The following is a 24,142-nucleotide window of genomic DNA, read 5'->3' on the forward strand; positions in this document are numbered from 1 at the left end:
CCCTTCTTAAACAGACCAGCCTCCCAGGCTGGTCTGTTTGTATTTTGTGAATGCAATCTCATATTAAAGAGCCTTCCTGAATATCTGCACTACACTAAGTGGCTTTGACTCAATAATATCAATATCAGGTCATGAACAAAGCTCTCCGCCTGCGCTGTGTCACTACTCTCAGTGCCACGCTGGAATTTTATGATTTCACATTGCTGATCTTTCTGGCCCCCGTGATTGCCAAGGTTTTTTTCCCGGGCACGGAGGGTTTAAGCACGGTCATGCCTGTGCTGTTGCTGTTCTTTGCCGGCTATCTGGCACGGTTTGTTGGAGGACTGGTTTACAGCCATACCGGAGACAGGCATGGGCGCAAAGCTTCCTATATCTACTCCATAGTTACTATGTCACTGGCCACCCTGGGGATAGGGTTATTGCCCGGTTACGCTCAGTGGGGTGAGCTGGCACCTTTGGGTCTGCTGGTGTTGAGGATCTTGCAGGGTTTCTCTCTTGGGGGGGAGATTCCCGGTGCGGTTGTTTTTGCTGCCGAGCACACAGAAACAAACAAAAGAGGCTTGGTTACGGGTCTGGTCATCAGTGGTGTGACTTTCGGGAATGTTCTGGCCAGTGGTGTGGTAGGGCTACTGTACTTTTGTTTCAGCGATGAAACGGTAATCGCCTGGGGGTGGAGACTGGCCTTTATTCTGGGATCAGGACTGGGACTGCTGAGTTTATGGCTGCGCATGAGTCTGGAAGAAACACCGGTCTTCCGCTCTCTGGAGCCCTCGCAAGACAGAGTCTGGCCACTTAAAAAGCTGGTTCAGGATCACTCTCTGTCTCTGGTGCGGGGAACCTTGGTGGCGGCCCTGCCTGCCATCAGTTTATCCGTTCTGTTCTACATGCCCCGGTATCAGCAAGAATTTCTGAAGATACCGTCAGAAGTCGCCTTTTCAATGAGTACCTCTGCTTTTCTGCTTCTGACGGGTATCACTCTGATCATGGCCATACTCTCAGACAAGATAGGGCGATTATCCATGATCCGTGTTGGCAGCTTTATATTCATGTTGCTGCCAACAGGCTTTTGCCTGATGACGTGTCAGGCGTTTTCTCCCATTCTGGCCTTGATGCCACTCCTTTTGGGGTGTGGAATGGTGATGGGGGTTTATGAATCTTCTATGGCAGAGCTGTTTCCCACCAGGGCCCGGTACAGTGGTGTGGCCTTTTGCCATAACCTGGCTTTTGCTTTCTTTGGCGGGATTACACCGATTATTCTGGAATGGATGTGTGCCAGAGGCTGGTTATTAGCACCGGCATTTTTGCCTGTTGGGATGGCTCTCCTGCTCTATCTGTCCTCCCTGGGGTGGGAAGACAGATATCGGAAAGATCTGACTTATATCTAATCGAAACGATAGGTGAGTGTTCCCATCAGGGTTTGACGGCCATCAAATCCTGCTTCAAAAACGGCGTGCCAGTTGTCTGTGAACTGAAGGCTGGCACCCAGCATCGGGCTCCATGGGTTGTCTGCTTTAACATCCATTTCCATCACCATAGGGGTGTCCAACCCTGGTAAGGACTGTTCAACAGTAATGCGTTGATCCAGCCACAGGTAGCTGACCCCTGCTGTCCAGGTTACCGGAATATCTGCAATTCGGGTGGTATAGCCCAACCTGGGAGTGGCCATAATGGCATTGACTTTGGATCGGACAACATTCAATTCTGTCCGGGTTGCGTTGATGTCCAGACTGGCAGACCATGGCCCGCTGCCGTAAACCAGAGTGGCTCCCAATCCCCAGCTGTCGCCATGATATTTCTGCAAGGTTGTGGTGTTATCAGTTTGTATGCCCCCTGGCAGGTTGGGAGTGATATCAAACGTAGTTGTGGTATTAACCTGTGTTTCGCCCTCCATATATCCGTACATGAGGTACAGATTCAGGAATGGCAAAACCCATGCGTCTACTCGCAGGTTAGTTGTTCGGCTCTCGTCTTCTACCTTGTTGAATTGCAGGTCTGTGATGTATCGACCAATGTCTCCCTGAAACACAACGCTGTCCAGCTTGCTGTTCTGCTTCATTGAAAGAGTGGTCAGTGAAATGCCCCAGGTTTTAGGGAAGTCAGTGCCTTCCGGTATCCACTCTTTGCCAAACAGCGGGCCAGAACTCTCTGCATAGGATTGGGTAATCAGAAAGGGAAGCAATGTGCTTATTAGTAAGGCTTGTCGTACAACTTTCATGATGAGCTCATTTATTCTTGTTTTGATACGGTCAGGTTAATCTGAACGCAATGAATTCTCAGGGCTCATCCTATGTAATTCGCTGGTTTCTTACAAACGACTTAAATTCATTGCGTTTATGGGAGTGGATTGCGGCTAGACTTCAGTCACCTCTGCTATTTGCTGCAAGGTGATGACTATGAATCATAATGTTTTGACAGAAGTGCTGGTGGCCAGTAAACAGTGGGTCAAGCACTTCAATAATGGTGATGTGGATTACTGTGTTTCAGCCTACCTGCCAGAAGCCGAACTGGTCGCCAAGCCATTAGGCACTTTTGACACTCATGAAAGTATTGATCACTTCTGGCGCCCCTTCGTTCAGTCGGGGGCCACAGACCTTGAGTATCACAAAATCTGGCTCAAGCAAATTGACGAAGCTTCTGTTCATTTGGGAGCAGACTGGTCCATGAATATGGGGAAAGGCGTGATCACACTGGAAGAGTGGGTTAAAACCAGCGCCGGAATCTGGAAGCTGGCCAAAGACCAGTTTGAGATTACCGAACAGTATTAACCCTTCTTTTTTCATAGCCGCAGAGCTGGGCAGGTAGGCCGGCTCCGAATCAGTCTTTTTCAGCCTTTCCAAACAGATAGGGAAATAAGTTCACTTTTTCTTCTGCCGTTAGCTCATTCATTCGAGCAATATTTCTGTCAGGAATACCGTCAGGATCTGGATAGTTGGCAATGGCTTTTTCCAGACTCTCTTCCCGGATGATATGCAACAGGGGAAAAGGGGATCGATTCGTCAGATTCTCATCGTCTTCCGGGTGGGTGCCAGCAAACCGATAGTCCGGGTGAAAACTGGCCACCTGGAACTGACCTTCCCAATGGAACCCCCTCAGCAGGGCGTCCACATGATGGAGAAACTCGTTGTAGTCATCAAAGTCCTGCAACATATCAGGAATGACAATCAATGTGGTTTCCAGCTCACTGACAGGCGTTTCCGAAGCCAGGGTCAGTTCGGACTGGAGCGTTTCCAGCAGAGCTTCCTCGGTGGTATCTCTGGTCAGTGTTATACGAATCTGGTTGTGTTTTTCCGGCCAGGCGGCAAAGGGGCAGAGATTCAGACCAATCACGACTTCGTTGAGCCATTGGCGTACTGCTTCAATCTCTTTACTCATGGGAGGATGTCCGGGTTAATGTATTGCGAAGTATGACAGAAAGCAGTTTCCGGAGCACGAAAGCCGCAGGAATAGCCAGAACTAACCAGGCCGCACAGGCTGCAAGAATAGCCAGACCATATTGCTCCAGAAACAAGGAAAAGTGATCGCGGGCCAGGGCAAAAATGTCCATTGGGTTTACGGACAGTGACGGCAGCCCAAACATCCATTCACCCATTTTTAAAAAAGGGATGAATAACAAAAACTGCAAAGGATAGGCGCAGTAGTTGGCAATCTGGATAGCGACCTGATTAAGTCTGAGAGCAGCTGCAACCAGAACACAGATACCGGTGGTAATGCCAAACACCGGGAAGACAGCAATGACTGCTCCACAGGCAAGGCTATTGGCCAGGGCTTCTGGTGTGAGTCCCTGTTTCAACAAGCCCAGAACGGGCTGAAGCATTTTCTCATGGATCAGTGTCTTTAGTGACGTCATTGTCGTACTCAATATAAAGCTATGATTTCCTGCCAGTGTCCCGCTGGAAGTTCGATTTCATCCCCGAGATAACTGCCGGTCAGTTTTCGGGCGACCGGTGCATCGGGGTTAATAATGGTGATGACCCGGCCAGCGATGGACAGCTGCATGCCTCCTCCTACCGGACTGATGAAGAAGTACTGCTCATGCTTCTGGGCATCCTGAAGGACTGCGAGTGCACTCATGCCAATAGGATCATCGACAGAGTATTCCTTTAGAATCAGCTTTCGGGCTATAGCCAGGTTTTCTTCCAGCTCCAGAACCCTCTCAGACTGACCATGAGCAAGATAGGCTGCTTCCAGTGCCAGCGTGTCATACTGATGTTCTGGCTGGTTTTCACTGTCGCTGGCCGTTTTCTGTGCCTGTTCTGCGGCATTTAACGCCGAATGCCACTGTTGCTCGAGGGCATGGATGAGGGCTTCCTGTATCTGGGTTTTGTTCATAAATCAGCCATTTGCTGTGCTTGCTCTGGCAGGCTTTCTTCCTTTCGTTCCAGGTATAGAAGCCAGCTCGTATTGCTCTGTTGATTTCTGCAAAAATGCCGTAATGTGCATAAATCAGCCATGAGCGAAAGAAACATTTTTTCGTCACCCTGAGGGATGAAAAAAATTTCACGGTAGATAATAACTACAGCCAGACGGTGACTGGCTTCCGATCGTATCCTGTACCAATGAGAGTGTGTACATGTCTTCAAGTGTAATGGCTGTAGCCATTGTGTTGATCTTAATCTGTTCCGGACTGTCCTGGCTGGTAGCCAGGCAGAGAGCAGCAGCCCAGCTGGCAAAGCTGGAAGCACAGATTCAACAGCAGGGACTCAGAATTTCAGAACTTACCGCAGAGCAAAGCCAGATTTCCAGTGAGCGGGACAATCTGCAACAGGATAATCGCGACCTGCACATTATCAAGGGAAAACTGGAAACCCTGTTAAATAATGAGAAACGCCGGGTTCAGGAGCGGGAAGAGTTATTGCAGTCTGGCTTGCTGAAACAACAGGATGAGCAGGAAGCCCGGTTCAGTGCCGAGAAGCAGGTTCGGGAGCTCAACGTCAGGCTGGAAGAGCAGCAGCGACAAAATGAGAAGTCTCTGCGGCAGCTGGAAGAAAACAAGCAGGCTCTCAAGGAAGAGTTCGGAAATCTGGCCAATGAGATTCTGGAAGCCAAGAGCAAGTCGGTTTCGGAACAGCATCAGGCCGGTCTGGAAAATCTGCTTAAGCCTTTCAAGGAACAGCTGGGAGAGTTTCGCACAAAGGTTGAAGAAGCCAGAAAAGCGGATAATGAAGGTCGGGCTGCACTCAAACAGCAACTGGAAACACTTTATAACCTCAATCAAAAGATTACCGATGAAGCGGGTAATCTTGCTCGAGCCTTGAAGGGTGATAAAAAACTGCAGGGTAACTGGGGAGAGCTGCAGGTTGAGAAGATTCTGGAAAGCAGTGGCCTGATCAAGGGGCAGGAGTACGAAAGAGAAGCGAACTTTAAAGATGAAGAAGGTCAGAATAAACGACCGGACTTTATCGTCTATCTGCCAGAAGAAAAGCACTTGATCATTGACTCCAAAGTCTCGCTGGTGGATTACCTCAACTATGTGAATGCTGAAACCGATGAGGAAAGAGAGGTTGCGCTGAAACGTCACATCCAGAGTATCCGGAACCATATCCGCAGCCTGAACGAAAAGGATTATCCTTCACTGCCAGAGGTCAAAGCGCCTGATTTCGTCTTTATGTTTATGCCAGTTGAACCGGCATTTATGGTGGCCTTTCAGCATGATCAGCAGCTATTCAATGAAGCTTTTGAAAAACGCATTGTAGTGGTAACACCTACCACACTTCTGGCCACGCTCAGAACCGTGTCTAATCTCTGGACTATAGAAAGACAGAATGCCAATGCCCGCAAGTTGGCAGACAAAGCCCGTCAGGTGTACGACAAACTTCGTATTTTTGTCGAGAAGATGGAAAAGCTGGACCAGCAGCTGACCAGTGCCAGAACTACATACGACGATGCTATGGGCACGCTTAAGCATGGCCGGGGTAATCTGATTTCCCAGGCGGATCAGTTCTTGACTCTGGGCGTTCGGGTTAAAAAAGAGCTGCCCAGACAGACGCTGGAAACGGCAGACCTGGGGAGCGATATAGCCATCGAATCTGATCAGCAATCCATTCAGGATGATGAAAACTGATCAGACGGCTTCGGTAACAGGGGCATAAAGAGCTTCACGATAGGTCAGAATTTTTTCGGCCTGATCCGGAAACTGATATCGGACATCAAAGTTAGTCATGTTTTCGGAGTTAAGGGCTATGGTCAGTGCGGTGATATCCGAATAGTTAAAGTGCCCAATGAAATCCTGAAGGATGACGTTGGGCTTGAAGCCTCTGAGTCTGTTCCAGTGAGTAATCATTTCAGGAATTTCATGGTTGGAGAAGCTGGCCAGGCGCCAGACAGAGCTCAGCCCACCACGGAACAGTTGAAAAGGATTTACGTTGGTTTGCAGCTGAAGCATGGCAATCTTACCGTCATGCTTGTTTCTTGAATAATCCACCTTTGGGATCACATAGTTTTCGTTGAAGGTTTTTACCCGGGCGGGATCGGGGGTGTTGGGCCAGAGATCAATACTGTGGTCATTGTGTCGCCAGCAATAATCTCCCAGTTCTTCCTGGGTGAAGTGGTCTGTTTTCTTCAGTTTTTCATCGTTCACCATGACCAGCAGGTTTTTGCCAGAATCAATGGCGTCGCCATAGGTGATCAGACCAGGAGGACGCAGGCGTTTGGCTTTATCCTTATTGTGCAGGGCATGAGCTTCGCTGACCTCTTTAAACTCGGTTTCCATAAAGGTTTGGACACTGGCTTTGTCCATTCCGTCAAACTGGAGTTTAACCATCACCAGTTCAGAGGGGTTCTTTTTCAAATAGTCTGTCAGAGGTTCGATGACTTCTTTTCTGGCCAGCCCGCCGTGGACAGGACCGTGGTGAACGATAAACTCGCCCCGACGATTCTTGGTGATTCTTATATCCAGGTAGCGAACACCCGCATTGAGCTGGTCGGTGAGATTGTTGGTCTGGGTGGTGGCCCAGCGTTGTCCAAATCCTGTCAGGCAATGACTGGCGGCATCATGGCTGCCAATCATAGTGCAGTGCATCAAACGAACATTCCTGTTTGGGCCGGTAAATAGCCTGCCCATCCAGTTCTGCATACTGACCGGAGTGGGTTCGTAATTTCTCGTTGTAGCGGTCAAAAAAGAGATCAGAGATGAAATTATCTTGATAACCATGCTGGCAATCGAACGTTGCTCCCGGGCAATTTTAGGAGGCAGGGGAAGAAGTCGTTCATCAACCTCTTTCGTACGAACCTTATGAAACATGCTGTCACGGGGGATATGCATACGCTGATCTTTCATAGCAGGCGTGGAGCTATCCTGCGGGTTAGTCTGACCAGGGTAAGGGTGGTTCTTACCGGAAGAGTCGCTGGGTTTCATAGATTCTGATAAAAATTAGAAGCTTCTAGTTTTTATCGGTTTTCAGTATCGACTCTTGATGGGCAAATAGGGCGTCCTGAATGAACAGAAAACGGGAGGGGAGCTGTCTGTGTTTCTTGAAAACCCGGTAAAGGGTTTCTTCTGCACGGTTTGGGAGATTCACCACCCTGATTCTTTCCGGGAAGGAGAAGGCTCTGATGGCTGACTCTGGTAATACCGTGAACCCCAGCCCCGCAGCCACGGGCTCGAGAATCAGGTTGATCTGATTGATATAGCCCTGGGCAGGAAAGTCAGAGATGCTCTTGAATGTCTCCGGGTAGTTTTCCTGAAGCAGCAAGTTGGCGTGGTGCTCCGCATCCGGGTGGTGAATCATGCCCAGCGTCTGGAGATCTTCATAAGTATCCAAATGGAATCCGGCTGGGACCACCAGGCAAACTTCCTCAGTCAATACCGATTCTGCTTCCAGGCTGCTGGATTCCGGCTCGCGGGTCATATAACCACAATCAAGGCGGTTGTTCAGCAGTTCAGACTCAATCCGGCGATTGGGGGCAATCTCAAAAAATACTTTCAGGCCTGGGTGTCGCTTCTGTATTTCTATCAGTTTGGGGTAAAGGTTGAGACCCAAAGCTCCGGGGGAGGATAATCGACAAATTCCCGAATGAGGGTCGTCCCGATTCAACGTTTCCTTCAGGTTTTCTTCGCCTTCGAGCATTTTACGGGCGAAGCGATAGACCATTTCTCCGGCAGGCGTCAGCTCAAAGTGTTTGCCATGGCGGTTGATGAGGTCCGTGTGGTAGTGGCTTTCCAGTTTTTTAATGTGCTGACTGACGCCTGGTTGTGTCATGGCCAGTAGGTCTGCCGTGCGAGTGAAGTGACCTTGCTCGACCAAAGTGGTGAACGTTCTCAGCCAGGTGGGATTTACCATAATAAAATGTTATCAAAAATATTATAAATGATAATTTTATGTTCTTGGTTGGGGTTTTTAAACTGCACCCATCGATTAAATACAGATGGAGTTCGCTTTATGGCAAACGCAGTTTACCCCCGCACTTTTTCCCACATAGGCATTTCTGTACCGGATCTGGAAAAAGCCGTTAAGTTCTACACCGAAGTGTTGGGCTGGTACCTGATCATGGAGCCCACTGAGATTGTAGAAGATGAAAGCGCCATTGGCGTGATGTGCACTGATGTTTTTGGTCCGGAGTGGGGATCATTTCGCATCGCACATATGTCTACAGGCGACAGAATCGGTGTAGAGCTGTTTGAGTTCAAGAACCACGAAGCGCGTGACAACAACTTTGAATACTGGAAACCCGGTGTCTTCCATTTCTGTGTTCAGGATCCTGATGTAGAAGGCTTGGCAGAGAAAATTGTAGCTGCAGGCGGCAAGCAAAGAATGCCCGTTCGTTACTACTACCCGGACGAAAAGCCGTACAGAATGGTTTATATGGAAGACCCGTTTGGTAACATCCTGGAAATCTACAGCCACAGTTATGAGCTGATTTATTCGTCTGGTGCTTACGCCAAGAGCTGAGTCGCTCTTTCAGGTGTATGATGAGAATGACACAATAAAGTTTTGAATCAATTCTCTGAACCCCATGAAAAATATACTGATAACAGGCTGCTCCTCAGGGATTGGCAGGGCTTTGGCACTCGAGCTTAATAAGCGACAGGGTTTCAATGTTCTGGCTTCAGCGAGAAAAGAAGATGATCTTTTCTCGCTGAAAGAGCTGGGCATTTCAACACTCGCGCTCGATGTTACTGATGAAGTTCAGGTAGATAGAGCGTTGAAGTCTGTGTCCGAGGAGCATGGCGTTATTGATGTTCTGATCAATAACGCCGGCTATGGCAGTATGGGGGCTGTTGTCGAACTGCCAAGAGAAGAGTTACTCAGGCAGTTTAAAACCAATGTCTTTGCGCCGGTGCTTCTGGCCAACAAGCTTATTCCGGCTATGCGTGAGCAGGGTCAGGGATCCATCATCAATATTGGCAGTATCTCTGGAGAGGTCACTACGCCTTTCTCCGGGTCGTACTGTGCCTCGAAAGCCGCTTTTAATGCTTTTTCCGACGCTATGCGCATGGAACTGAAACCTTTCGGTATCCGAGTTCTGACCGTTTTACCCGGTGCTATAAAGTCGCGCTTTGCCGAGAATGCCAATGCCGCACTCGAGAGGGTGTTTTCTGAAGATTCCATTTATTTCCCTATAGAGGAAGGTGTCCGGGAGCGAGCCAATGCTTCACAGGACAGACCCACCCCTGCAGAGAAGGTGGCAACAGAGATTGCTGACTGGCTGGAGTCATCGAGCCAGAAGGGAATTCTTAGAGTGGGCAATGGCAGCAGAGCACTTCCGGGCCTGAAAAGGCTACTGCCTGGTAGCTGGTTTGAGGCGATCCTGAGACGTCGATTCAGGCTTAACCGTCTGCCGGTTAGGTAATTGCCCTTAATTCAGAAAAAAAGTGCATTTTGGCTTTGCCTTTCAGACAATCCTGCTATAAAGTACGGCTCCGTTCGCAGCAACAGACGCGGACGACAGCAACGGTGAGGTGTCCGAGTGGCCGAAGGAGCACGCCTGGAAAGTGTGTATACGGAAACGTATCGAGGGTTCGAATCCCTCCCTCACCGCCAGTCAACAAGTTAGTACAACGCGCTCGTAGCTCAGCTGGATAGAGTACCTGGCTACGAACCAGGCGGTCGGAGGTTCGAATCCTCCCGAGCGCGCCATCTTCAAAAAGCCCTATATTTATAGGGCTTTTTGTCGTTCTGGGGTTGGTGTTTTTCCTGACCTCTGCCGGTTTTATAAGCATCCACTGTCTTGTAACTGCGTACTGGCAAAAACCGTTAAAAAGCCCATTTTTAGCCATTTTCGGGCTATTTTCTCACTCTCTTCTCTTAATAACGTACTTCGGCCATTTTGAAGTACGCTATTTTATTTCCTCTTTAAAATCAGTTGGTTGCAGGCGCTTTCGAGGGGCTTGGACGGGTGTTTGGTTCGCACTTTAGTAGCGATATGTAGGGGGAACGGTCGGCGAATTTTTTTAAACAGTTTCTTGTCTATGATTAAGCTTTCAAAAGATCACTTGGAGTCATGATGGGCTTTGATACAGAACCCACTGGATACATAAAGACGGCGCTTTCTGATTTACAGGGAGCCTGGACGGTATTAAGAGAAAGCATTGTTGAACACTTTGGATTTCCAGACTCAGACAAGCTTCTGTTTCATGTTGACGAGGCCATGAGCTGGGAGTCAGTTAGGAACCTCAACAAGATGAAGGCAGCTCTGCTGTTGGTGCAGAATATTGCTAGCCAGACGGATTGCCCAACTGAAGTGAGAGAGTGGGTTGATGATGTTCGAGTCAGTTTCGATGAGACTCAAACAGCTATTGCTGAAGGGCGAGCAGAATAAATACCCGAAGCTAATCTTCGGGTATTCCCAAAGCCTTCTTCTGCTCAGACCAGAGCAGTGGAAAAGGCTTCATGAAATCAGCCAGAGTCAGCCCTCCCAGACTTCTGCCGTCAATGATGGCTTCCTGAATGTCTGGCGATAAGGTAGTCAGGCGTAAGATCCGGGAGGCGTAGGTTTCGCTGTTAATCCCTTCCTTTTTAGCCAGCACTTTCAGGTGCTGCTCTTTGCCCGATTCCAAAGCCTTCAACCATCGATGTGCCCTGACCAGAGCATTCCTCAAGGCTGGATCGACTTCTTCCAGTGCCGGACGACCATCGGGAGTGGTGATCTGGCTTTTGCCCTTGCGGCTGATGAACTTGATGGGGATATGCACCAGAATGCAGTTTTCATCTTCCAGATAGGTGCGAGTGGCTTTGCCGGTCACTTTTATGGCCATGTCACTTCTCCTTGTAGCTCGTTGGTAATGGAGGGTATCCCTTCCTGATGGAAGCGAATGTTGATGCCCTGCTGGTGGACGTCTATACGACTGACCAACAGTTTCATCAAACGGCGCTGCTCTTCTGGAAACAGCAGGTTCCAGATGTCCGACAGTTCATTCAGGGCTTCTCGGACCTGATCTTCATTGAAGCTTTCCTGATCCGTCAGCATCTGCCAGGTGGTGAAAATAATCTCGGGCTGCTTCAGCAGATCCCGGAGATGCTCGACTACCAGAAACTCAATCTCCTTGGCAGGTACGGTAGGCAGGGGCGAATATTTGTGACCGTGCTTCCGAGCCATGCTGCTGACGTAGTAGCGGTGCAGTTTGCCCTTGCTGCGGGTGGCCGTGGGTATCAGGGCTTCCTGTTCCGGCCCAAACAGAAAACCCCGCAGAAACGAACGTGTGTTGCGGTGTCGGCTGTCTGTCTGCCGGTTCGAACTGTTGCCCTGGAGAATGGCCTCAACTTGCTCCCAGACCTCCGGTTTGATGAGGGCTTTGTGCTCACCGGGGTACCATTCTCCCTTGTGGCCGATCTCACCGATATAAAGCCGACTCTTCAGAAGCTTGTAGATCGCAGTTCGGGTGAACTTCTTGCTCCCGGCCACTTGACCACCCTTGCGCGGCAGGCGCTTGGTTCTAAAACCCATGTCGTTAATCCGCTCAGCCGTCTCAATCTGGGAGCGGGTGTCAATAAAGGTCTTGAAGATCTCCCGGATAATCACCGCTTCCCCTTCATTGGGGATCAGCTTGCGATCAACCACGTCATAGCCCAAGGGTGGCGTACCGCCCATCCACTTGCCTTTCTTCTTGGAGAGCAGGAACTTGTCCCTGATTCGCTCACCGGTGACCTCCCGTTCAAACTGGGCAAACGACAAGAGTATGTTTAACGTCAGCCGTCCCATGCTGCTGGTGGTATTGAACTGTTGGGTGACAGCAACAAACGAAACATGATGCTTGTCGAACACTTCCACCAGCCGGGCAAAGTCAGCCAGCGACCTTGATAAGCGATCCACCTTGTAGACGACCACCACATCAATCTTGCCCGCTTCCACATCCTTCATTAATCGCTGAAGGGCAGGCCGCTCCATATTGCCACCGGAAAAGCCGCCATCGTCGTACTCATCGGGTACCAGAATCCAGCCTTCTTGTTTTTGGGAAGTGATGTAAGCTTCCCCGGCCTCCCGCTGGGCATGGAGTGAATTGAATTCCTGCTCCAATCCTTCTTCTGAGGATTTGCGGGTATAGACCGCACAACGTTTGATGTCCTTAATCTTGCTCTTACTTTTGCCCATGGCTGCTTCCCTTTAATCCAAAAAACACCGGCCCCGACCAATGGCTACCTGTGATCAACTTGGCGATCCCAGAAAGACTCCTGTATATTTGACCCCGATATTCAAAGCCCTCTTTGGTGACAATCACCTCATGGGTTTCGTCCTCGTATTCTTTGGTAATCCTGGTGCCTGCTGGTGGCTTGTTGACTCGCGCTTTGGGGACGGGCTTGTCTTTAGCGGATGGTTTTTGCAGGCGCTGTAATCGACCTTTGTGTTTCTCGGATAAGCTCCCCAGTTCCAGCTCCTGAACCCGAAAGGCCAATCGTTGTCGCAATAGTCGTTTATTCAGCTTGGGGGCATCGGTGCCATAGAGTTTCGGCCAAAGTTCCAGTAGCGTCTTGGTGGACATCTTCTGAATGGCAGCCACCTTGGCCGCCAGGCTTGATTGTTCGCGTAATTCATTCTTCATTGTGGGACTCCTGTCGTTGAACCTTATGAGACATACAGGCTCTGGTTCCGGCATTAGTCCAGTTATCTTTCTCTCTTTCGGCGTTATCCGGCTCTTGCTGCTTTATATACCGGCGCTCGATACCCACAGCCAGAATCTGGCAGATTGCCAGGGTGTTCGGATGTGGCTGGTGGTTTGATGGGTTTTTGTCCATGGTGTGCTCCCATCCCTGGGTGGTGCGAGTTTCTTTAAAGTGTTGCTGTAAAACTGACTGGAATCCATACCGAGGTAACTGGCTTGATCCGGTGTTTTCCAAGGGATTGACAGGCCGTGCAATCGGGTACAAGATGATGCTGTATAAAAAAACAGTAGTTTAACGAGGTCGGGATGTAGCAGTAGGAAAAATTTAAAATCTGGAGGATCGGATGCCCCACGTAAAGCGAGTCCTGAAATACGTTCGGGATGATTATTGTCGCAAACTTTTGAAGTTAACCGGAGTCACAAGAGCGCAAAGGATTATCGCTCAAGAACCGGAAATCAGCACGACTGTCAATTTGTATGAAAAGCTCGATAAGAGACAGCGGCAGGATTTTAAAGACCTGGCCCGGCGTATCGACCAGATGACAGACGAAGTGGGTCAGGAGTTCCTGACTCGTCTGGTCAAAAACAGGGCCGAGTATCAAGCCCAGGGTGACCCTTACAATCAGGCGGCCTGGGTGCTTCTTCATGAACAGTCCATCTTTGCACAAGCTGAAAGTGAGCGCTTTGCCGATGAAGCCAGACTGACCGCCAAGTGGGACAGTTTCAGAGTACTCTCCAATGTTGATCAACTGCCGGATATTGAAGGTCTAAAGGAATACCTCACACAGCACTTTGGTGGCGATGATGAAGTGCTGGTGGAGTTGTTTGAACGTGAACGTCCTTGTATTGATGGCACCACGGAAACCCTGCAGCAAGTGATGGTCTACCGGGAAGGTGTGCCCAGCCTGCTCAAAGAGGTCTCCAAAGAGAAGAAGGTTCTCCGGGAAACCATGGTCAGCCCCGCAAGAGAATACGCTTTTCTCTGGAACCCGAAAAAGAGAGAGCTGGAAGTGGTGACCCGCAAGAAGCAGGAGCGCGAGCAGCTGGCCCAGCTGTTCACCAGTAAAGGGCTGGGTATAGAGCAGGCTCCAGAGAAGCTGGAAAGAAGACTGCTAACGCTTGGTATCCTGAAGACCAAGCCTGTACTGCCATTCACCCGGGAAGAAGGCATTGAGCAGGTATCCGTTTCTTATCTGAAGTTCAAATCGACTCGAACCAAAGCGGCCTATACCGTTCATTCTCCCGCCAGAAAAGCCCACGAGAAAGATGTGTATCGGGTAATGCAAGAGGATGAGGTGGAAAACTTTCGAAATGGTGATCAGTACTCTGTTGCTGAAGCCTCCATTGCCGTGAGGTTCAGAAAAAAAGAAGGGCAAAGTCGTGCGAACAGCACCACCATCATTCTGAAAGACCCTTGCACTTCCAATCTGCAGGATCTGACAGAGCGGGAGCGTTATCTCAGCTGGAACAAACTCAAGGAGTGGGGACTGACTCATGACTGATACACTGGAATTACCCAAGAAACAGCGTTCATTTCGCTACCTGGCCGGTCTTTATGAAACCGATTCTGAAACGGTTTTGAAAGCCTGTCTGGAAATGGGCAGACCCAATGAAGCTGCTGATATTATCAGCTCTGGCGCTTTGAGTCCGGGTGGTCTGGCTTATGAAATTCCCATCGATACCGACGACGGAGAACAATGGTTGGAAGTGATTGAGAGAAATCCGGAGCATGAGCCAGGAGTCTTTACTTGTTACTGTGTTTCCGAAGGCTTTATTGAGATCACTGAAGAACAGCAGAGGCAGTACAAGTACGACCGGGACTGGTTAATTAAGGTGCTCAAGACCCATCTGAAGTTGTCTGGGGAACAAGTCACGGTGATTCCTGAACAGTTAGAGTGGCTGGGAAATATTCATGTTGATGGGCAGCCCTACCAAATTCTGCTTGCCAGACACCTGACCAGCATGAGCGGTTTCAAAAGCATTTATCAGGGATTGGAGAGCTGGCAGAAAAAGGCCTCTGGCGTTGTTCTCACGGTATCCGAGCGGTTTGACCATCTGCTTCCTCTGCCTGGAGGGTATCCGATCGTGTCGATTATGTCGTTACTGTCTTCTGATGATCCTTGTGAAATGGATGCCCAAAAGCTGAAAGACGTACTACGAGCAACCTTCCAGCCTGAGGTGGAGTCACTGGAAGTCCAGTGGGAATACTATGGTAGTCAAGGTCGATTTGAGGCAAGTGGCCGAGAGCCGTGGAATATACGTGGTGGTCAGCGCTGCAAGGTGGCCAGCATGATTTATGATGCCTGGTTGGCAGGGAACCGGGGAGTCACGACCGATCAGATTAGAGAAGAAGGCATTGGCTATACACGCCCAAGTAACTGTTTTGGTGACAGCGAACAGTGGCAAGAGTATATCCAGTATGATAACCGATTGTGGAGCTTAAAAGCCAAAGCCCGATCCAGAAGAAAAATGACTCCATAATGAAATTTTAGTCCCAAAAAATTATTATCATTTCTGCACTTAGTACTATGGAAAATGAGTGATGGATACTCCTACAGTTACAGCCCTTCTTATACTGCTTGCTCCTTTGGGCATTGCTGCATTATTTTGGTGGAAAAACAAACAATCCACAGAAAAAATCTCTGAGCTTCAGTCTGAAAAAGAGGCTCTCTTACACCTCAAAAAATACGAAGCCATAGTTGATGCTGAGTCAGAAGCCAGAGGTATTATTTCTCAAGCAAGAAAAGATGCAGAACAAATTGTTAATGATGCTGCCAAGCGATTAAATGACGCTAAGCTCAAAGCTGAGAACAGAGAGAAAGAAGCAAATGTTGCTCATGAGAGGATTGTAAAAGAGGCGAGAGAGAATCTTAAAAAGGCAAAGGAGAAAGCGGAGCAGACTATGCAGGAAGCTTTTACCAATGCGGATAAAATCGTCAAACAAGCAGAAGAAAATGCCCGAGAAATTGCTGGTGAGGCTCTTGAGGCTAAATCTAAGGCTGATACTTTTGAGAAAAAAGCCAAGGCCATGAAAAATATCATTGATGGCTATGGGAATGAATACCTTATTGCAAATCAAACAGTTCTTGATGATTTGGCTGAGGAGTTTAGTCATAAGGATGCTGGTGTTGAACTTAAAAAATCCAGATATTTTACAAAAACGCTTGTTACCAAAAGTAGGGCGGCTCTCTGTGACTATGCGGAAGTAAACCGAAAAGAAACAGCTATAAGGTTTGTTCTGGATGCATTCAACGGTAAAGTTGATACTGCTTTGGCAAAAGTAAAGCATGATAATTATGGGAAGTTAGAGGCTGAAATAAAAGATGCATTTGCTCTTGTAAATGGAAATGGCAGAGCTTTCAGAAATGCTCGTATATCTGATGAATACTTAAATGCCAGACTTGATGAATTAAAATGGGCTGTGGCAGTTAATGAACTAAAGCTTCAGGAGAGAGAAGAGCAGCGCCAAATAAAAGAAGCTATCAGGGAAGAAGAAAAAGCAAGAAGAGAGATGGAAAAAGCCATCAGGGAGGCAGAGAAAGAAGAGAAAATGCTTCAGAAAGCTATGGAAAAAGCTCGCAAGGAGCTTGAGAAAGCGAGTGAAGAGGAAAAGCTCAAGTTTGAAGAGCAACTATCAGCCCTCCAAAGTCAGCTTGAAGAAGCAGAAGCCAAAAACCAAAGAGCGATATCAATGGCTCAGCAGACTCGAAGAGGTCATGTGTATGTGATTTCTAACATTGGGTCATTTGGTGAAGATATTCATAAGATTGGTTTGACTCGTCGATTAGAGCCTATGGATCGGGTAAAAGAGCTTGGTGATGCGAGTGTACCATTCGACTTCGATGTTCATGCAATGATCTACTCTGAAGACGCTCCAAAGCTCGAAAAAGAACTCCATAAAGTCTTTGAGTCACAACAAGTAAATAAAGTTAACTACAGGAAAGAGTTTTTTAGGGTTAATGTATCCGATATCAAGAATAAAATTGATGAAATGGATATAGAAGCACACTGGACGATGAAGGCTGAAGCCAAGGAGTACCGTGAAACTCTGGCTATAGAAAATCATAGTGGTTCAGAATCCAGTTATGAACAGCCATCAGTCCAACAAGTTATGTCAGCTTAAGTCTGAACTACTCCAATAAAGATCTCACCATAAATAAGGCTGCATTATTAAGCAGCCTTATTTATTTCTTGCTATTTGAAAAGTGATACAGCGCGTTAGCGTTACTGCCTTGTAGATTACATGCTGATTTTTTTGTGATTTTTTAAGAAAAAAAGCGTCGTCTCCGTTCTGTCTCCGCCCCATCTCCGCTCTGTCTACGCCGACTGTCCCATGATTGTTCCTGCCTTTGGAAAAAACAAGAAGGAGCATGAAATGGAAGTGCAACACCTGAGCCAGAAAGAACTGGCAGACCGCTGGAGGCTCAGCCCCTATACGCTGGAGAAGTGGCGTATGAGAGGGCTGGGGCCGCGTTATATCAAACTGGGCAACCGGGTCATCTACCGGCTGGTGGACATTGAAGCTCACGAAGCTTCCCATACCCATGCGGGTACATCGCAGCCATTACCCTGTCAGGGAGGTGAAGTATGACTACGGAGTTGGAAAACATTCAGGGCATGGGAGTTGCTGAACTGGCAGCCCGTTCCGGCGAAGAGCTGGTGGTTTTGTTAAACGATGTCGAGAAGGCCATGAGCCAGCTGACTGTCCAGAAAATGTGGCTGGAGTCAGTGGTCGCCTATAAATACGTCTACCGGGCATCGCAGATTCGATCCGAGCTGCAGCAGGACTTTGGGACGATCAGTTTTGATGACGAAGGAACGCGTGTGCTGGTGGATCTGCCCAGGGAAGTCAGCTGGGATCAGTCACAACTGAAGGCTATAGCCCAGAGAATTCAGGAGCAGGGCGAAGACCCCAGCGAGTTCCTGGATATTGAGTACTCAGTGTCGCAGGAGAAGTTTGATCAGTGGCCTCAAGAGATTCGTCGATCCTTTGAGCCAGCCTTACAAATCAAGCAGGGACGTTGCACCTACAAGCTGGTGGGAGGTGGTCAATGAGCCTCCCGATTCTTGATGCCAAGCAACGTAGCCAGGAAAACAAGGGCATTAAATGTGTGTTGTTAGGCAATAGTGGGGTGGGTAAAACCACCCAGCTGCTGAGTCTCAACCCGGACACCACTCTGTTTGTGGATCTGGAAGCCGGTGATCTGGCAGTACAGGAGTGGCCCGGCGACACCCTTCGCCCAGCCACCTGGCCAGAGTTCAGGAACTTTGCCGTCTATCTGGCTGGTCCTAATCCGGCGCTTCGGGATGATCAGGTGTATTCCAAAGCGCACTATGAAGCGGTGTGTCGTAAGTTTGGTGATCCTCAATCCCTGGAGAAGTACGACACCTACTTTATTGATTCCATCACAGTGCTGGGGCGGCTCTGCTTCCAGTGGTGCAAGGGGCAGCCACAAGCTTTCTCCGAGAAAACTGGGAAACCAGACACTCGGGGCACTTATGGCCTGCACGGCCAGGAGATGATTGCAGCACTGACGCATCTGCAACATGCCCGAGGTAAGAATGTAGTCTTTGTCGCCATTCTGGAAGAGCGGGTGGACGACTTTAACCGCAAGCTCCACCAGCCCCAGATTGAAGGCAGTAAAACCGGTCTGGAACTGCCCGGAATCGTTGATCAGGTGATCACCTTGGCCAGTCTTCCCGATGAAGAAGGCAACCTGCGTCGTACCTTTATCTGCCAGACCCTCAATCCCTATGGCTATCCCGCCAAGGATCGTAGTGGACGTTTAGACGTTTTTGAACCACCCCACCTCGGACAGCTGTTTGACAAGGTCCGCACCGGATCAAGGCAGCCTGTCCAGTTTGAAACTCAATCCCAAGGAATGGAGAAACAGCCATGAGCCAACAAAAAGGCATGACTCGCTGGAATGACTTTAACGATGCTACCGACCAGGGCAGCTACGATGTCATCCCCTCAGGCACTCTGGTCAAAGTTCGTATGACCCTCAAGCCTGGTGGTTATGACAATCCCGATATGGGCTGGACCGGCGGCTATGCCACTTGTGGTGATACCGGAGCCATCTACCTCAACGCTGAGTTTACGGTGTTGGAAGGCCAGTACGCCAAACGCAAAGTCTGGTCGTTGATCGGTATGCACAGTCCCAAAGGGCCGGAGTGGGAGAGCATGGGTCGGTCTTTTGTTCGGGGTATTCTGCAGTCCGCTCGCAATATTAAGGCAGAAGATAACAGCCCACCGGCTTATAAAGCTCGACAGCTGCAGTCTTTGTCCGAGCTGGATGGCATTGAGTTTGTGGCCAAGGTGAGCACTGAGAAAGACCAGTACGACGAGCCCAAGAATGTCATCAAGCAGGCTATTACTCCGGAGCACAAGCAGTATGCACAGTTGATGTTCGGTCAGACGGCTCCTCAAACCAACCAGCCCTCTAATCAACAGGGCAGTCCTTCCCATGCACAGTTGCAGTCTCAGTTGTACAGTCCTCCGGATCAGGCACCTCATCCGGCGGACAGCTACAACAACCAATGGGATTAAGGACCTGATGCCCATCAGCCGGTGGGCTTTTCCCCGACAGGGACTGTAACGATGAACAATAAATGGCTTGATTTTAATGATGCGCCTGAGCAGAACTCGGCTCAGACGCTGGACGCGGAAGAAGTCAAACGACGTATTCAGGAGCGTGTACCAGAGTATCTGGCTTGGCTGTTTCCCAATGGCAAAAAACGAGGGCAGAAGTTTGTGCTGGGCAACGTCCAGGGCAAGAAAGGCAAAAGTCTGGAAGTGGAACTTGGCAGTGGGCTCTGGCACGACTTTGAAAGTGGTGAAGGCGGCGACATTATCAGCCTCACCGCAGCACACCAGAAGCTGGATGCACAAAGGGATTTCCCCGAAGTCATCCGGTTTATGGCGGACTGGCTAGGTATGCCTTCATTCACGCCACCAGCTACTGCCAGTCACCAGGATGAGTATGAAGACCTGGGGCATCATACCGGCAAGTGGGACTATCACGATGCTGATGGCAATCTGATTGCTTGTGTCTACCGCTACGATACTCCCGATGGTAAAGAATTCCGGCCTTGGGATGTCAAAGCCCGAAAAACCAAGGCACCCAATCCCAGACCGCTGTATAACCAGCCGGGCATCAAGGTAGCGGACGAAGTACTGCTGGTGGAGGGAGAAAAAGCCGCACAGGCACTGATTGAAAAAGGTTACTGCGCCACCACCGCTATGAACGGGGCCAAGGCTCCTACCGATAAAACCGACTGGTCGCCTCTTAAAAACAAGCGGGTATTGATCTGGCCGGATAATGATGAAACCGGGCTTGTTTATGCCCAACAGGCAGCGCAGGCCATTTCAGATGCAGGGGCGGCATCAGTCATCATCCTGAAGCCACCCGAGGGACAACCCGAGAAGTGGGATGCTGCGGATGCAGTCGCTGAAGCCTTTGATATTCGACACTGGATGATCACAACCCGTCGTAAGACGATTAAAGAGTCCGTGCCAGTCTATCGTTTTGGTGAGCTGCTGGATGACGGGTCACCCATGCCAGAAGATTTGTTGTCCCCCAGGATACTGACGCCTGGTGGCATGTTGGTACTGGGTGGTGCGCCCAAGGTTGGCAAGAGTGACTTCCTGCTGAATTTGCTTGCTCATATGTCTGCAGGATTGACCTTTCTGGATATGCGACCCAGTCGGCCCCTGAAAGTCTTTTATCTACAGGCAGAAGTGCAATACCACTATCTTCGTGAACGAGTAAAGCAGCTGCCCCTCAAGGACTTCCAGCTCACCCGAGTTCGAGAGAACCTAGTGATGACGGCCCGGTTAAAACTGATTCTCAATGCGGTAGGTTTACCCATTATTGCCAGAGCTATCCGGCAAGCCTTCCCTGAAGGTCCGGATGTTATCGTTATTGACCCCATCAGGAATGTCTTCGATCCCGGCCCGGATGGCAGCAGTGAGAATGATAACAACGCCATGCTGTTCTTTCTGAAGGATCGAGTTGAACAGCTGAGGGATATCGTCAATCCGGATGCAGGGATCGTTCTGGTTCACCATACCCGCAAGATGAGTAAACGACAGCTGGAGGAAGACCCCTTTCAGGCACTCTCCGGCGCTGGCAGCTTGCGAGGCTACTATACCTCCGGGATGTTGCTGTTCAGACCAGAAGAGTTGGAACCTGAACGGATGCTGTATTACGAGCTGAGAAACGGCCCATCCCCCAAGGCTCAGAGGATCATCAAGAAAGATGGGCAGTGGCGGGAAGCACCTCCCAATAGTATGCGTCTGGCAGGTGAAGAATTGGGCAAGAAGCATGATGCAGAACGCATCAGAAAGCGGGAAGTGATCGTCAACCTGATCTACCAGGAAGCGCTGAAAGGCAGGGTCTTCACCGTTAACCAGTTCTCCGAACAGTTTGAAAACCAGCTGGGTTTGGGTGGCAAAACAACCATCTATGACCGGATTCAGGTACTGGCCACCAAGGGCTATATTAAGTTTTTCCGGGATTATGATGAGTACAACCTGCCCGCTCCAAAGCGCAGCAAGCTCGGGTATTTATGTGTTGATGGTATGGCCTATGGGATGGAGGGTGAGGCGCTGTGCAGCATCAGGCCAACGGATTTCAAATGCCCGAACACCGGTACATTGCTGCCTGTTGAAAACCCGGATGTGTGGGTTTATCAGGACTCTCTTTAGAAGTCAGAAATCGTCTGAAAATGGCCTTTCAGAATTCGGCCAGATTTCAGAATTCGCAGAATTCAAAAAATTGAAATCTGGTTGAGAACTTATTTTTAAAAGGATTTCAAACGGTTATGCAGGCTTCTTAGAATTCAACTCAGGTTTTCCGAATTCTGGATTCCGAAGTCTGTAAGTAATTGTTTATTAAGCAATAATTTCTAGATTTCAGAATTCAACAACACCGTATATATAAATATATACAGGCGAGCCTCCTTCAGGTCGGCCTCGCCTGTATAACAAAACCACAGGAGGCGAAGTTATGGAGTGCAAGGATGAACTGGCAAACCGTTATCGCGAAGCCTGGCTGGTGGCACGACGTGTGTCGTCAGGAATCAATCTCCGGTACTCCGCCTTCTGGCCGGAGATCAATCCCAATCGCTGGGAAGTTTATCAGGGTGAAGGCAAGTCCCTGAAGTTGCCCCAGCCTTCGGAGGACGAAGTCGACCGGATGGTGCAGTGCATGCGCTGGTTACGCTGGGTCAGCGAGGAGGAACGAAAGCTGATCTGGCTTCGTGCCTCGGGACTGCCCTGGCGAGTCATCGCTGAAGATCTGGGTGTGAACCGGAAGACACCGTACGCTCACTGGAGCAAAGCCATGAGTAAGATCTCCATCCATTTGGCCGGAGGACGTAACCCGGAGTAACCCGAAGTAACGGGTAGTGTCTGGTTTTATCCGGGTAAATACAAAATAGAGGTGTTCTCAAGGGTTGGACACTTTTGCCAGATTTGACAAGAATTAAGGCTAACATCGAAGCGAAGTGCATCTGAACCTCACACCTCACTGGTCTGAGGTTTTTTAGTCTCTGGAAATCACGGAAGAATCATGTCCAGAATCCTTGTCGAAGCCATCGAACATCGCTCAGTTGTCAGCCTGGTTCCCTACTCTAACAATGCCCGGACTCACTCCGATGAGCAGGTGAGCCAGATTGCCCGTTCCATCGAGGAGTTTGGTTTTGTGAATCCGGTGCTGGTGGGCAGTGATGATGTGATCGTAGCCGGACATGGTCGACTGATGGCGGCAAAACAGCTCGGAATGGAAACGGTGCCGGTGATCGTGCTGGGTCACTTGAGTGAGACCCAGCGTCGTGCGCTGGTGATTGCGGATAACCAGATTACGGCCAACTCAGGCTGGGACGAAGACTTGCTCAAGCAGGAACTGTCGGAGCTGGATGCTCTGGATTTTGACCTTGACTTGATGGGGTTTTCCGATGAGGAACTCGAAGGACTTCTGCTGGTGGACGAAGCGGAAGGCCAAACCGATGACGATGAGATTCCTGAACCGGAAGAGCATCCAGTGAGCCAGGCGGGTGATTTGTGGGTGTTAGGCGACCACCGGGTACTCTGTGGTAGTGCAACTGAACAGGCCGATGTGGAAACCCTGATGGCAGGCCAGCTGGCGGATATGGTGTTCACCGATCCGCCCTACAACGTCGATTACGCCAATCCTGAGAAAAATACCCAAGCCAAGAAGGATCGCCGGATCAAGAACGACAACCTGGGTTCTGAGTTCCATGCTTTCCTGCTGGCCGCCATGACCAACCTTCTTGGCGTCTGCAAGGGCGCAATTTATATCTGCATGTCGTCGTCTGAACTGGATACCTTGCAGAAAGCTTTCAGGGAGGCCGGAGGCAAGTGGTCCACGTTTATCATCTGGGCGAAGAATACCTTCACCCTGGGACGTTCTGATTACCAACGCCAGTACGAACCGATCCTCTACGGCTGGAAGGAAGGCACTGATCACTTCTGGTGTGGTGCCAGAGATCAGGGCGATGTCTGGTTTTACAGCAAGCCTGCCAGGAATGATCTGCATCCCACCATGAAACCGGTGGAACTGGTGGAACGGGCCATTCGTAACTCTTCCAAGACCCACGATATTGTGCTGGATCTGTTTGGCGGTTCAGGTTCCACCCTCATCGCCTGTGAGAAGTCTCACCGCAGTGCCCGGCTGACTGAGCTTGATCCCAAATACGTGGACGTGATTGTCCGTCGCTGGGAAGAGTACACCGGCAAGGAAGCTTACCTTGAATCCAACAATCTGACCTTTGCCCAGGTCAAGGAAGACCGTGATGGACGATCTCTCAAGGCGACTGGATCAGATTGATTCTAAGCTCGACAAGCTGAGCGATGCAGTGTCTCGCCTGGCCATGATCGAGGAGCGGATCACTCACCAGACCAGCAATCTTTCCCGTCAGGACGAACGCCTGGATGAGCAGGAGAAACGCCTTCGGCAGCTGGAGTTTCAGGCCAGTCGACGGGGCGTGATGCTTGGGTATATCGAGCGGTTTGGCTGGATCGTGCTGACTGCTGCTATTGGATTACTGTCTTACTTTCTTAAATCATAAACTCAGGGGATG

General features: G+C 49.7%; 27 protein-coding genes and 2 tRNA genes. 19 read left to right on the forward strand and 10 right to left on the reverse strand.

Annotation, left to right across the window (positions count from 1 at the left end; genetic code table 11):
* The first annotated feature begins 131 nt into the window (after positions 1 to 131).
* Positions 132 to 1,385 carry an MFS transporter gene (locus WG89_RS05205; RefSeq protein ID WP_062262330.1) on the forward strand — a complete coding sequence of 418 codons (1,254 nt, stop codon included), beginning with the start codon at positions 132 to 134 and terminating at the stop codon, positions 1,383 to 1,385.
* Here the strand turns inward: WG89_RS05205 and WG89_RS05210 are convergent.
* Positions 1,382 to 2,215, reverse strand: coding sequence for a hypothetical protein (locus tag WG89_RS05210; RefSeq protein ID WP_153301438.1), 834 nt, complete (start codon positions 2,213 to 2,215; stop codon positions 1,382 to 1,384). The genes WG89_RS05205 and WG89_RS05210 overlap by 4 nt on opposite strands.
* 178 nt (positions 2,216 to 2,393) lie before the next feature.
* Here WG89_RS05210 and WG89_RS05215 point away from each other — a divergent pair, with 178 nt between their 5' ends.
* Positions 2,394 to 2,765 (forward strand): hypothetical protein, encoded by a 372-nt coding sequence (locus tag WG89_RS05215; protein WP_062262335.1) that lies wholly within the window; start codon positions 2,394 to 2,396, stop codon positions 2,763 to 2,765.
* A 49-nt stretch (positions 2,766 to 2,814) separates the two neighbouring features.
* Here WG89_RS05215 and WG89_RS05220 read toward each other — a convergent pair whose 3' ends face one another.
* The 3 genes from WG89_RS05220 to WG89_RS05230 are packed head-to-tail and all read right to left on the reverse strand — an operon-like array spanning position 2,815 to position 4,329.
* Entirely contained in the window at positions 2,815 to 3,372 is a 558-nt protein-coding gene (locus tag WG89_RS05220; protein WP_062262337.1) for a DUF1415 domain-containing protein, read from the reverse strand.
* Positions 3,365 to 3,847 (reverse strand): DUF2062 domain-containing protein, encoded by a 483-nt coding sequence (locus WG89_RS05225; protein ID WP_062262340.1) that lies wholly within the window; start codon positions 3,845 to 3,847, stop codon positions 3,365 to 3,367. The genes WG89_RS05220 and WG89_RS05225 overlap by 8 nt, the downstream gene beginning before the upstream one ends.
* Positions 3,848 to 3,855: 8 nt before the next feature.
* On the reverse strand, positions 3,856 to 4,329 hold the full coding sequence (locus WG89_RS05230; protein WP_062262343.1) for a hypothetical protein: 474 nt from the start codon (positions 4,327 to 4,329) through the stop codon (positions 3,856 to 3,858).
* Positions 4,330 to 4,570: 241 nt separating this feature from the next.
* Between WG89_RS05230 and WG89_RS05240 the strand changes: the two genes are divergently transcribed.
* Entirely contained in the window at positions 4,571 to 6,061 is a 1,491-nt protein-coding gene (locus WG89_RS05240; protein WP_062262349.1) for a DNA recombination protein RmuC, read from the forward strand.
* On the opposite strand, the gene WG89_RS05245 is transcribed toward WG89_RS05240, so the two are convergent.
* Together WG89_RS05245 and WG89_RS05250 are read right to left on the reverse strand one after the other, a co-directional pair.
* A complete protein-coding gene (locus WG89_RS05245; protein ID WP_062262352.1) occupies positions 6,062 to 7,354 on the reverse strand; it encodes a phosphatidylinositol-specific phospholipase C domain-containing protein in 1,293 nt (430 codons plus the stop codon).
* A gap of 25 nt (positions 7,355 to 7,379) precedes the next feature.
* Positions 7,380 to 8,279 carry a LysR family transcriptional regulator gene (locus tag WG89_RS05250; protein ID WP_062262356.1) on the reverse strand — a complete coding sequence of 300 codons (900 nt, stop codon included), beginning with the start codon at positions 8,277 to 8,279 and terminating at the stop codon, positions 7,380 to 7,382.
* A 99-nt stretch (positions 8,280 to 8,378) separates the two neighbouring features.
* Here WG89_RS05250 and WG89_RS05255 point away from each other — a divergent pair, with 99 nt between their 5' ends.
* The 5 genes from WG89_RS05255 (at position 8,379) to WG89_RS05275 (ending at position 10,758) form a co-directional block, all read left to right on the forward strand.
* Positions 8,379 to 8,888, forward strand: a complete 510-nt coding sequence (locus tag WG89_RS05255; RefSeq protein ID WP_062262360.1) for a lactoylglutathione lyase family protein — start codon at positions 8,379 to 8,381, stop codon at positions 8,886 to 8,888.
* A gap of 64 nt (positions 8,889 to 8,952) precedes the next feature.
* Positions 8,953 to 9,789 carry an SDR family oxidoreductase gene (locus WG89_RS05260; protein WP_062262364.1) on the forward strand — a complete coding sequence of 279 codons (837 nt, stop codon included), beginning with the start codon at positions 8,953 to 8,955 and terminating at the stop codon, positions 9,787 to 9,789.
* Between the two features lie 103 nt (positions 9,790 to 9,892).
* Positions 9,893 to 9,980: transfer RNA gene (locus WG89_RS05265), tRNA-Ser, on the forward strand.
* Positions 9,981 to 9,999: 19 nt separating this feature from the next.
* A tRNA-Arg gene (locus WG89_RS05270) sits at positions 10,000 to 10,076 on the forward strand.
* A gap of 364 nt (positions 10,077 to 10,440) precedes the next feature.
* Positions 10,441 to 10,758, forward strand: coding sequence for a hypothetical protein (locus WG89_RS05275; protein WP_216638443.1), 318 nt, complete (start codon positions 10,441 to 10,443; stop codon positions 10,756 to 10,758).
* Between the two features lie 10 nt (positions 10,759 to 10,768).
* Here WG89_RS05275 and WG89_RS05280 read toward each other — a convergent pair whose 3' ends face one another.
* From WG89_RS05280 to WG89_RS31080, 4 genes are read right to left on the reverse strand one after another with little or no spacing between them, the layout of a single operon-like run.
* Entirely contained in the window at positions 10,769 to 11,194 is a 426-nt protein-coding gene (locus tag WG89_RS05280) for a hypothetical protein (RefSeq protein ID WP_062262366.1), read from the reverse strand.
* On the reverse strand, positions 11,185 to 12,528 hold the full coding sequence (locus WG89_RS05285; RefSeq protein ID WP_062262369.1) for a recombinase family protein: 1,344 nt from the start codon (positions 12,526 to 12,528) through the stop codon (positions 11,185 to 11,187). The genes WG89_RS05280 and WG89_RS05285 overlap by 10 nt, the downstream gene beginning before the upstream one ends.
* Positions 12,515 to 12,976 (reverse strand): DUF2924 domain-containing protein, encoded by a 462-nt coding sequence (locus WG89_RS05290; RefSeq protein ID WP_062262372.1) that lies wholly within the window; start codon positions 12,974 to 12,976, stop codon positions 12,515 to 12,517. Before WG89_RS05290 ends, WG89_RS05285 begins: the two co-directional genes overlap by 14 nt.
* Positions 12,966 to 13,169: a hypothetical protein gene (locus WG89_RS31080; protein ID WP_062262375.1), complete on the reverse strand. Its 204-nt coding sequence runs from the start codon at positions 13,167 to 13,169 to the stop codon at positions 12,966 to 12,968. The genes WG89_RS05290 and WG89_RS31080 overlap by 11 nt, the downstream gene beginning before the upstream one ends.
* A 211-nt stretch (positions 13,170 to 13,380) precedes the next feature.
* Here WG89_RS31080 and WG89_RS05300 point away from each other — a divergent pair, with 211 nt between their 5' ends.
* The 11 genes from WG89_RS05300 (at position 13,381) to WG89_RS05350 (ending at position 24,130) form a co-directional block, all read left to right on the forward strand.
* On the forward strand, positions 13,381 to 14,538 hold the full coding sequence (locus WG89_RS05300) for a hypothetical protein (RefSeq protein ID WP_062262378.1): 1,158 nt from the start codon (positions 13,381 to 13,383) through the stop codon (positions 14,536 to 14,538).
* On the forward strand, positions 14,531 to 15,517 hold the full coding sequence (locus WG89_RS05305; protein WP_062262382.1) for a hypothetical protein: 987 nt from the start codon (positions 14,531 to 14,533) through the stop codon (positions 15,515 to 15,517). The genes WG89_RS05300 and WG89_RS05305 overlap by 8 nt, the downstream gene beginning before the upstream one ends.
* A 61-nt stretch (positions 15,518 to 15,578) precedes the next feature.
* Positions 15,579 to 17,159 carry an SNIPE associated domain-containing protein gene (locus WG89_RS05310; RefSeq protein ID WP_062262385.1) on the forward strand — a complete coding sequence of 527 codons (1,581 nt, stop codon included), beginning with the start codon at positions 15,579 to 15,581 and terminating at the stop codon, positions 17,157 to 17,159.
* Positions 17,160 to 17,411: 252 nt separating this feature from the next.
* Entirely contained in the window at positions 17,412 to 17,627 is a 216-nt protein-coding gene (locus WG89_RS05315) for a helix-turn-helix transcriptional regulator (RefSeq protein ID WP_062262529.1), read from the forward strand.
* On the forward strand, positions 17,624 to 18,091 hold the full coding sequence (locus WG89_RS05320) for a hypothetical protein (RefSeq protein WP_062262388.1): 468 nt from the start codon (positions 17,624 to 17,626) through the stop codon (positions 18,089 to 18,091). Before WG89_RS05315 ends, WG89_RS05320 begins: the two co-directional genes overlap by 4 nt.
* Complete coding sequence (locus WG89_RS05325) at positions 18,088 to 18,936, forward strand: ATP-binding protein (protein WP_062262389.1); 849 nt, start codon at positions 18,088 to 18,090, stop codon at positions 18,934 to 18,936. Before WG89_RS05320 ends, WG89_RS05325 begins: the two co-directional genes overlap by 4 nt.
* Positions 18,933 to 19,586: a hypothetical protein gene (locus WG89_RS05330; RefSeq protein ID WP_216638444.1), complete on the forward strand. Its 654-nt coding sequence runs from the start codon at positions 18,933 to 18,935 to the stop codon at positions 19,584 to 19,586. The genes WG89_RS05325 and WG89_RS05330 overlap by 4 nt, the downstream gene beginning before the upstream one ends.
* 51 nt (positions 19,587 to 19,637) lie before the next feature.
* A complete protein-coding gene (locus WG89_RS05335) occupies positions 19,638 to 21,746 on the forward strand; it encodes an AAA family ATPase (RefSeq protein ID WP_062262393.1) in 2,109 nt (702 codons plus the stop codon).
* A 301-nt stretch (positions 21,747 to 22,047) separates the two neighbouring features.
* On the forward strand, positions 22,048 to 22,431 hold the full coding sequence (locus WG89_RS05340; protein WP_062262397.1) for a DUF6362 family protein: 384 nt from the start codon (positions 22,048 to 22,050) through the stop codon (positions 22,429 to 22,431).
* Positions 22,432 to 22,611: 180 nt separating this feature from the next.
* Positions 22,612 to 23,889: a site-specific DNA-methyltransferase gene (locus WG89_RS05345; RefSeq protein WP_079253674.1), complete on the forward strand. Its 1,278-nt coding sequence runs from the start codon at positions 22,612 to 22,614 to the stop codon at positions 23,887 to 23,889.
* Positions 23,855 to 24,130: a flagellin gene (locus WG89_RS05350; protein ID WP_062262403.1), complete on the forward strand. Its 276-nt coding sequence runs from the start codon at positions 23,855 to 23,857 to the stop codon at positions 24,128 to 24,130. Before WG89_RS05345 ends, WG89_RS05350 begins: the two co-directional genes overlap by 35 nt.
* The last annotated feature ends 12 nt before the right edge of the window (positions 24,131 to 24,142 follow it).

It is taken from the genome of Endozoicomonas arenosclerae (genome assembly GCF_001562015.1).
Classification (GTDB): domain Bacteria; phylum Pseudomonadota; class Gammaproteobacteria; order Pseudomonadales; family Endozoicomonadaceae; genus Endozoicomonas_A; species Endozoicomonas_A arenosclerae.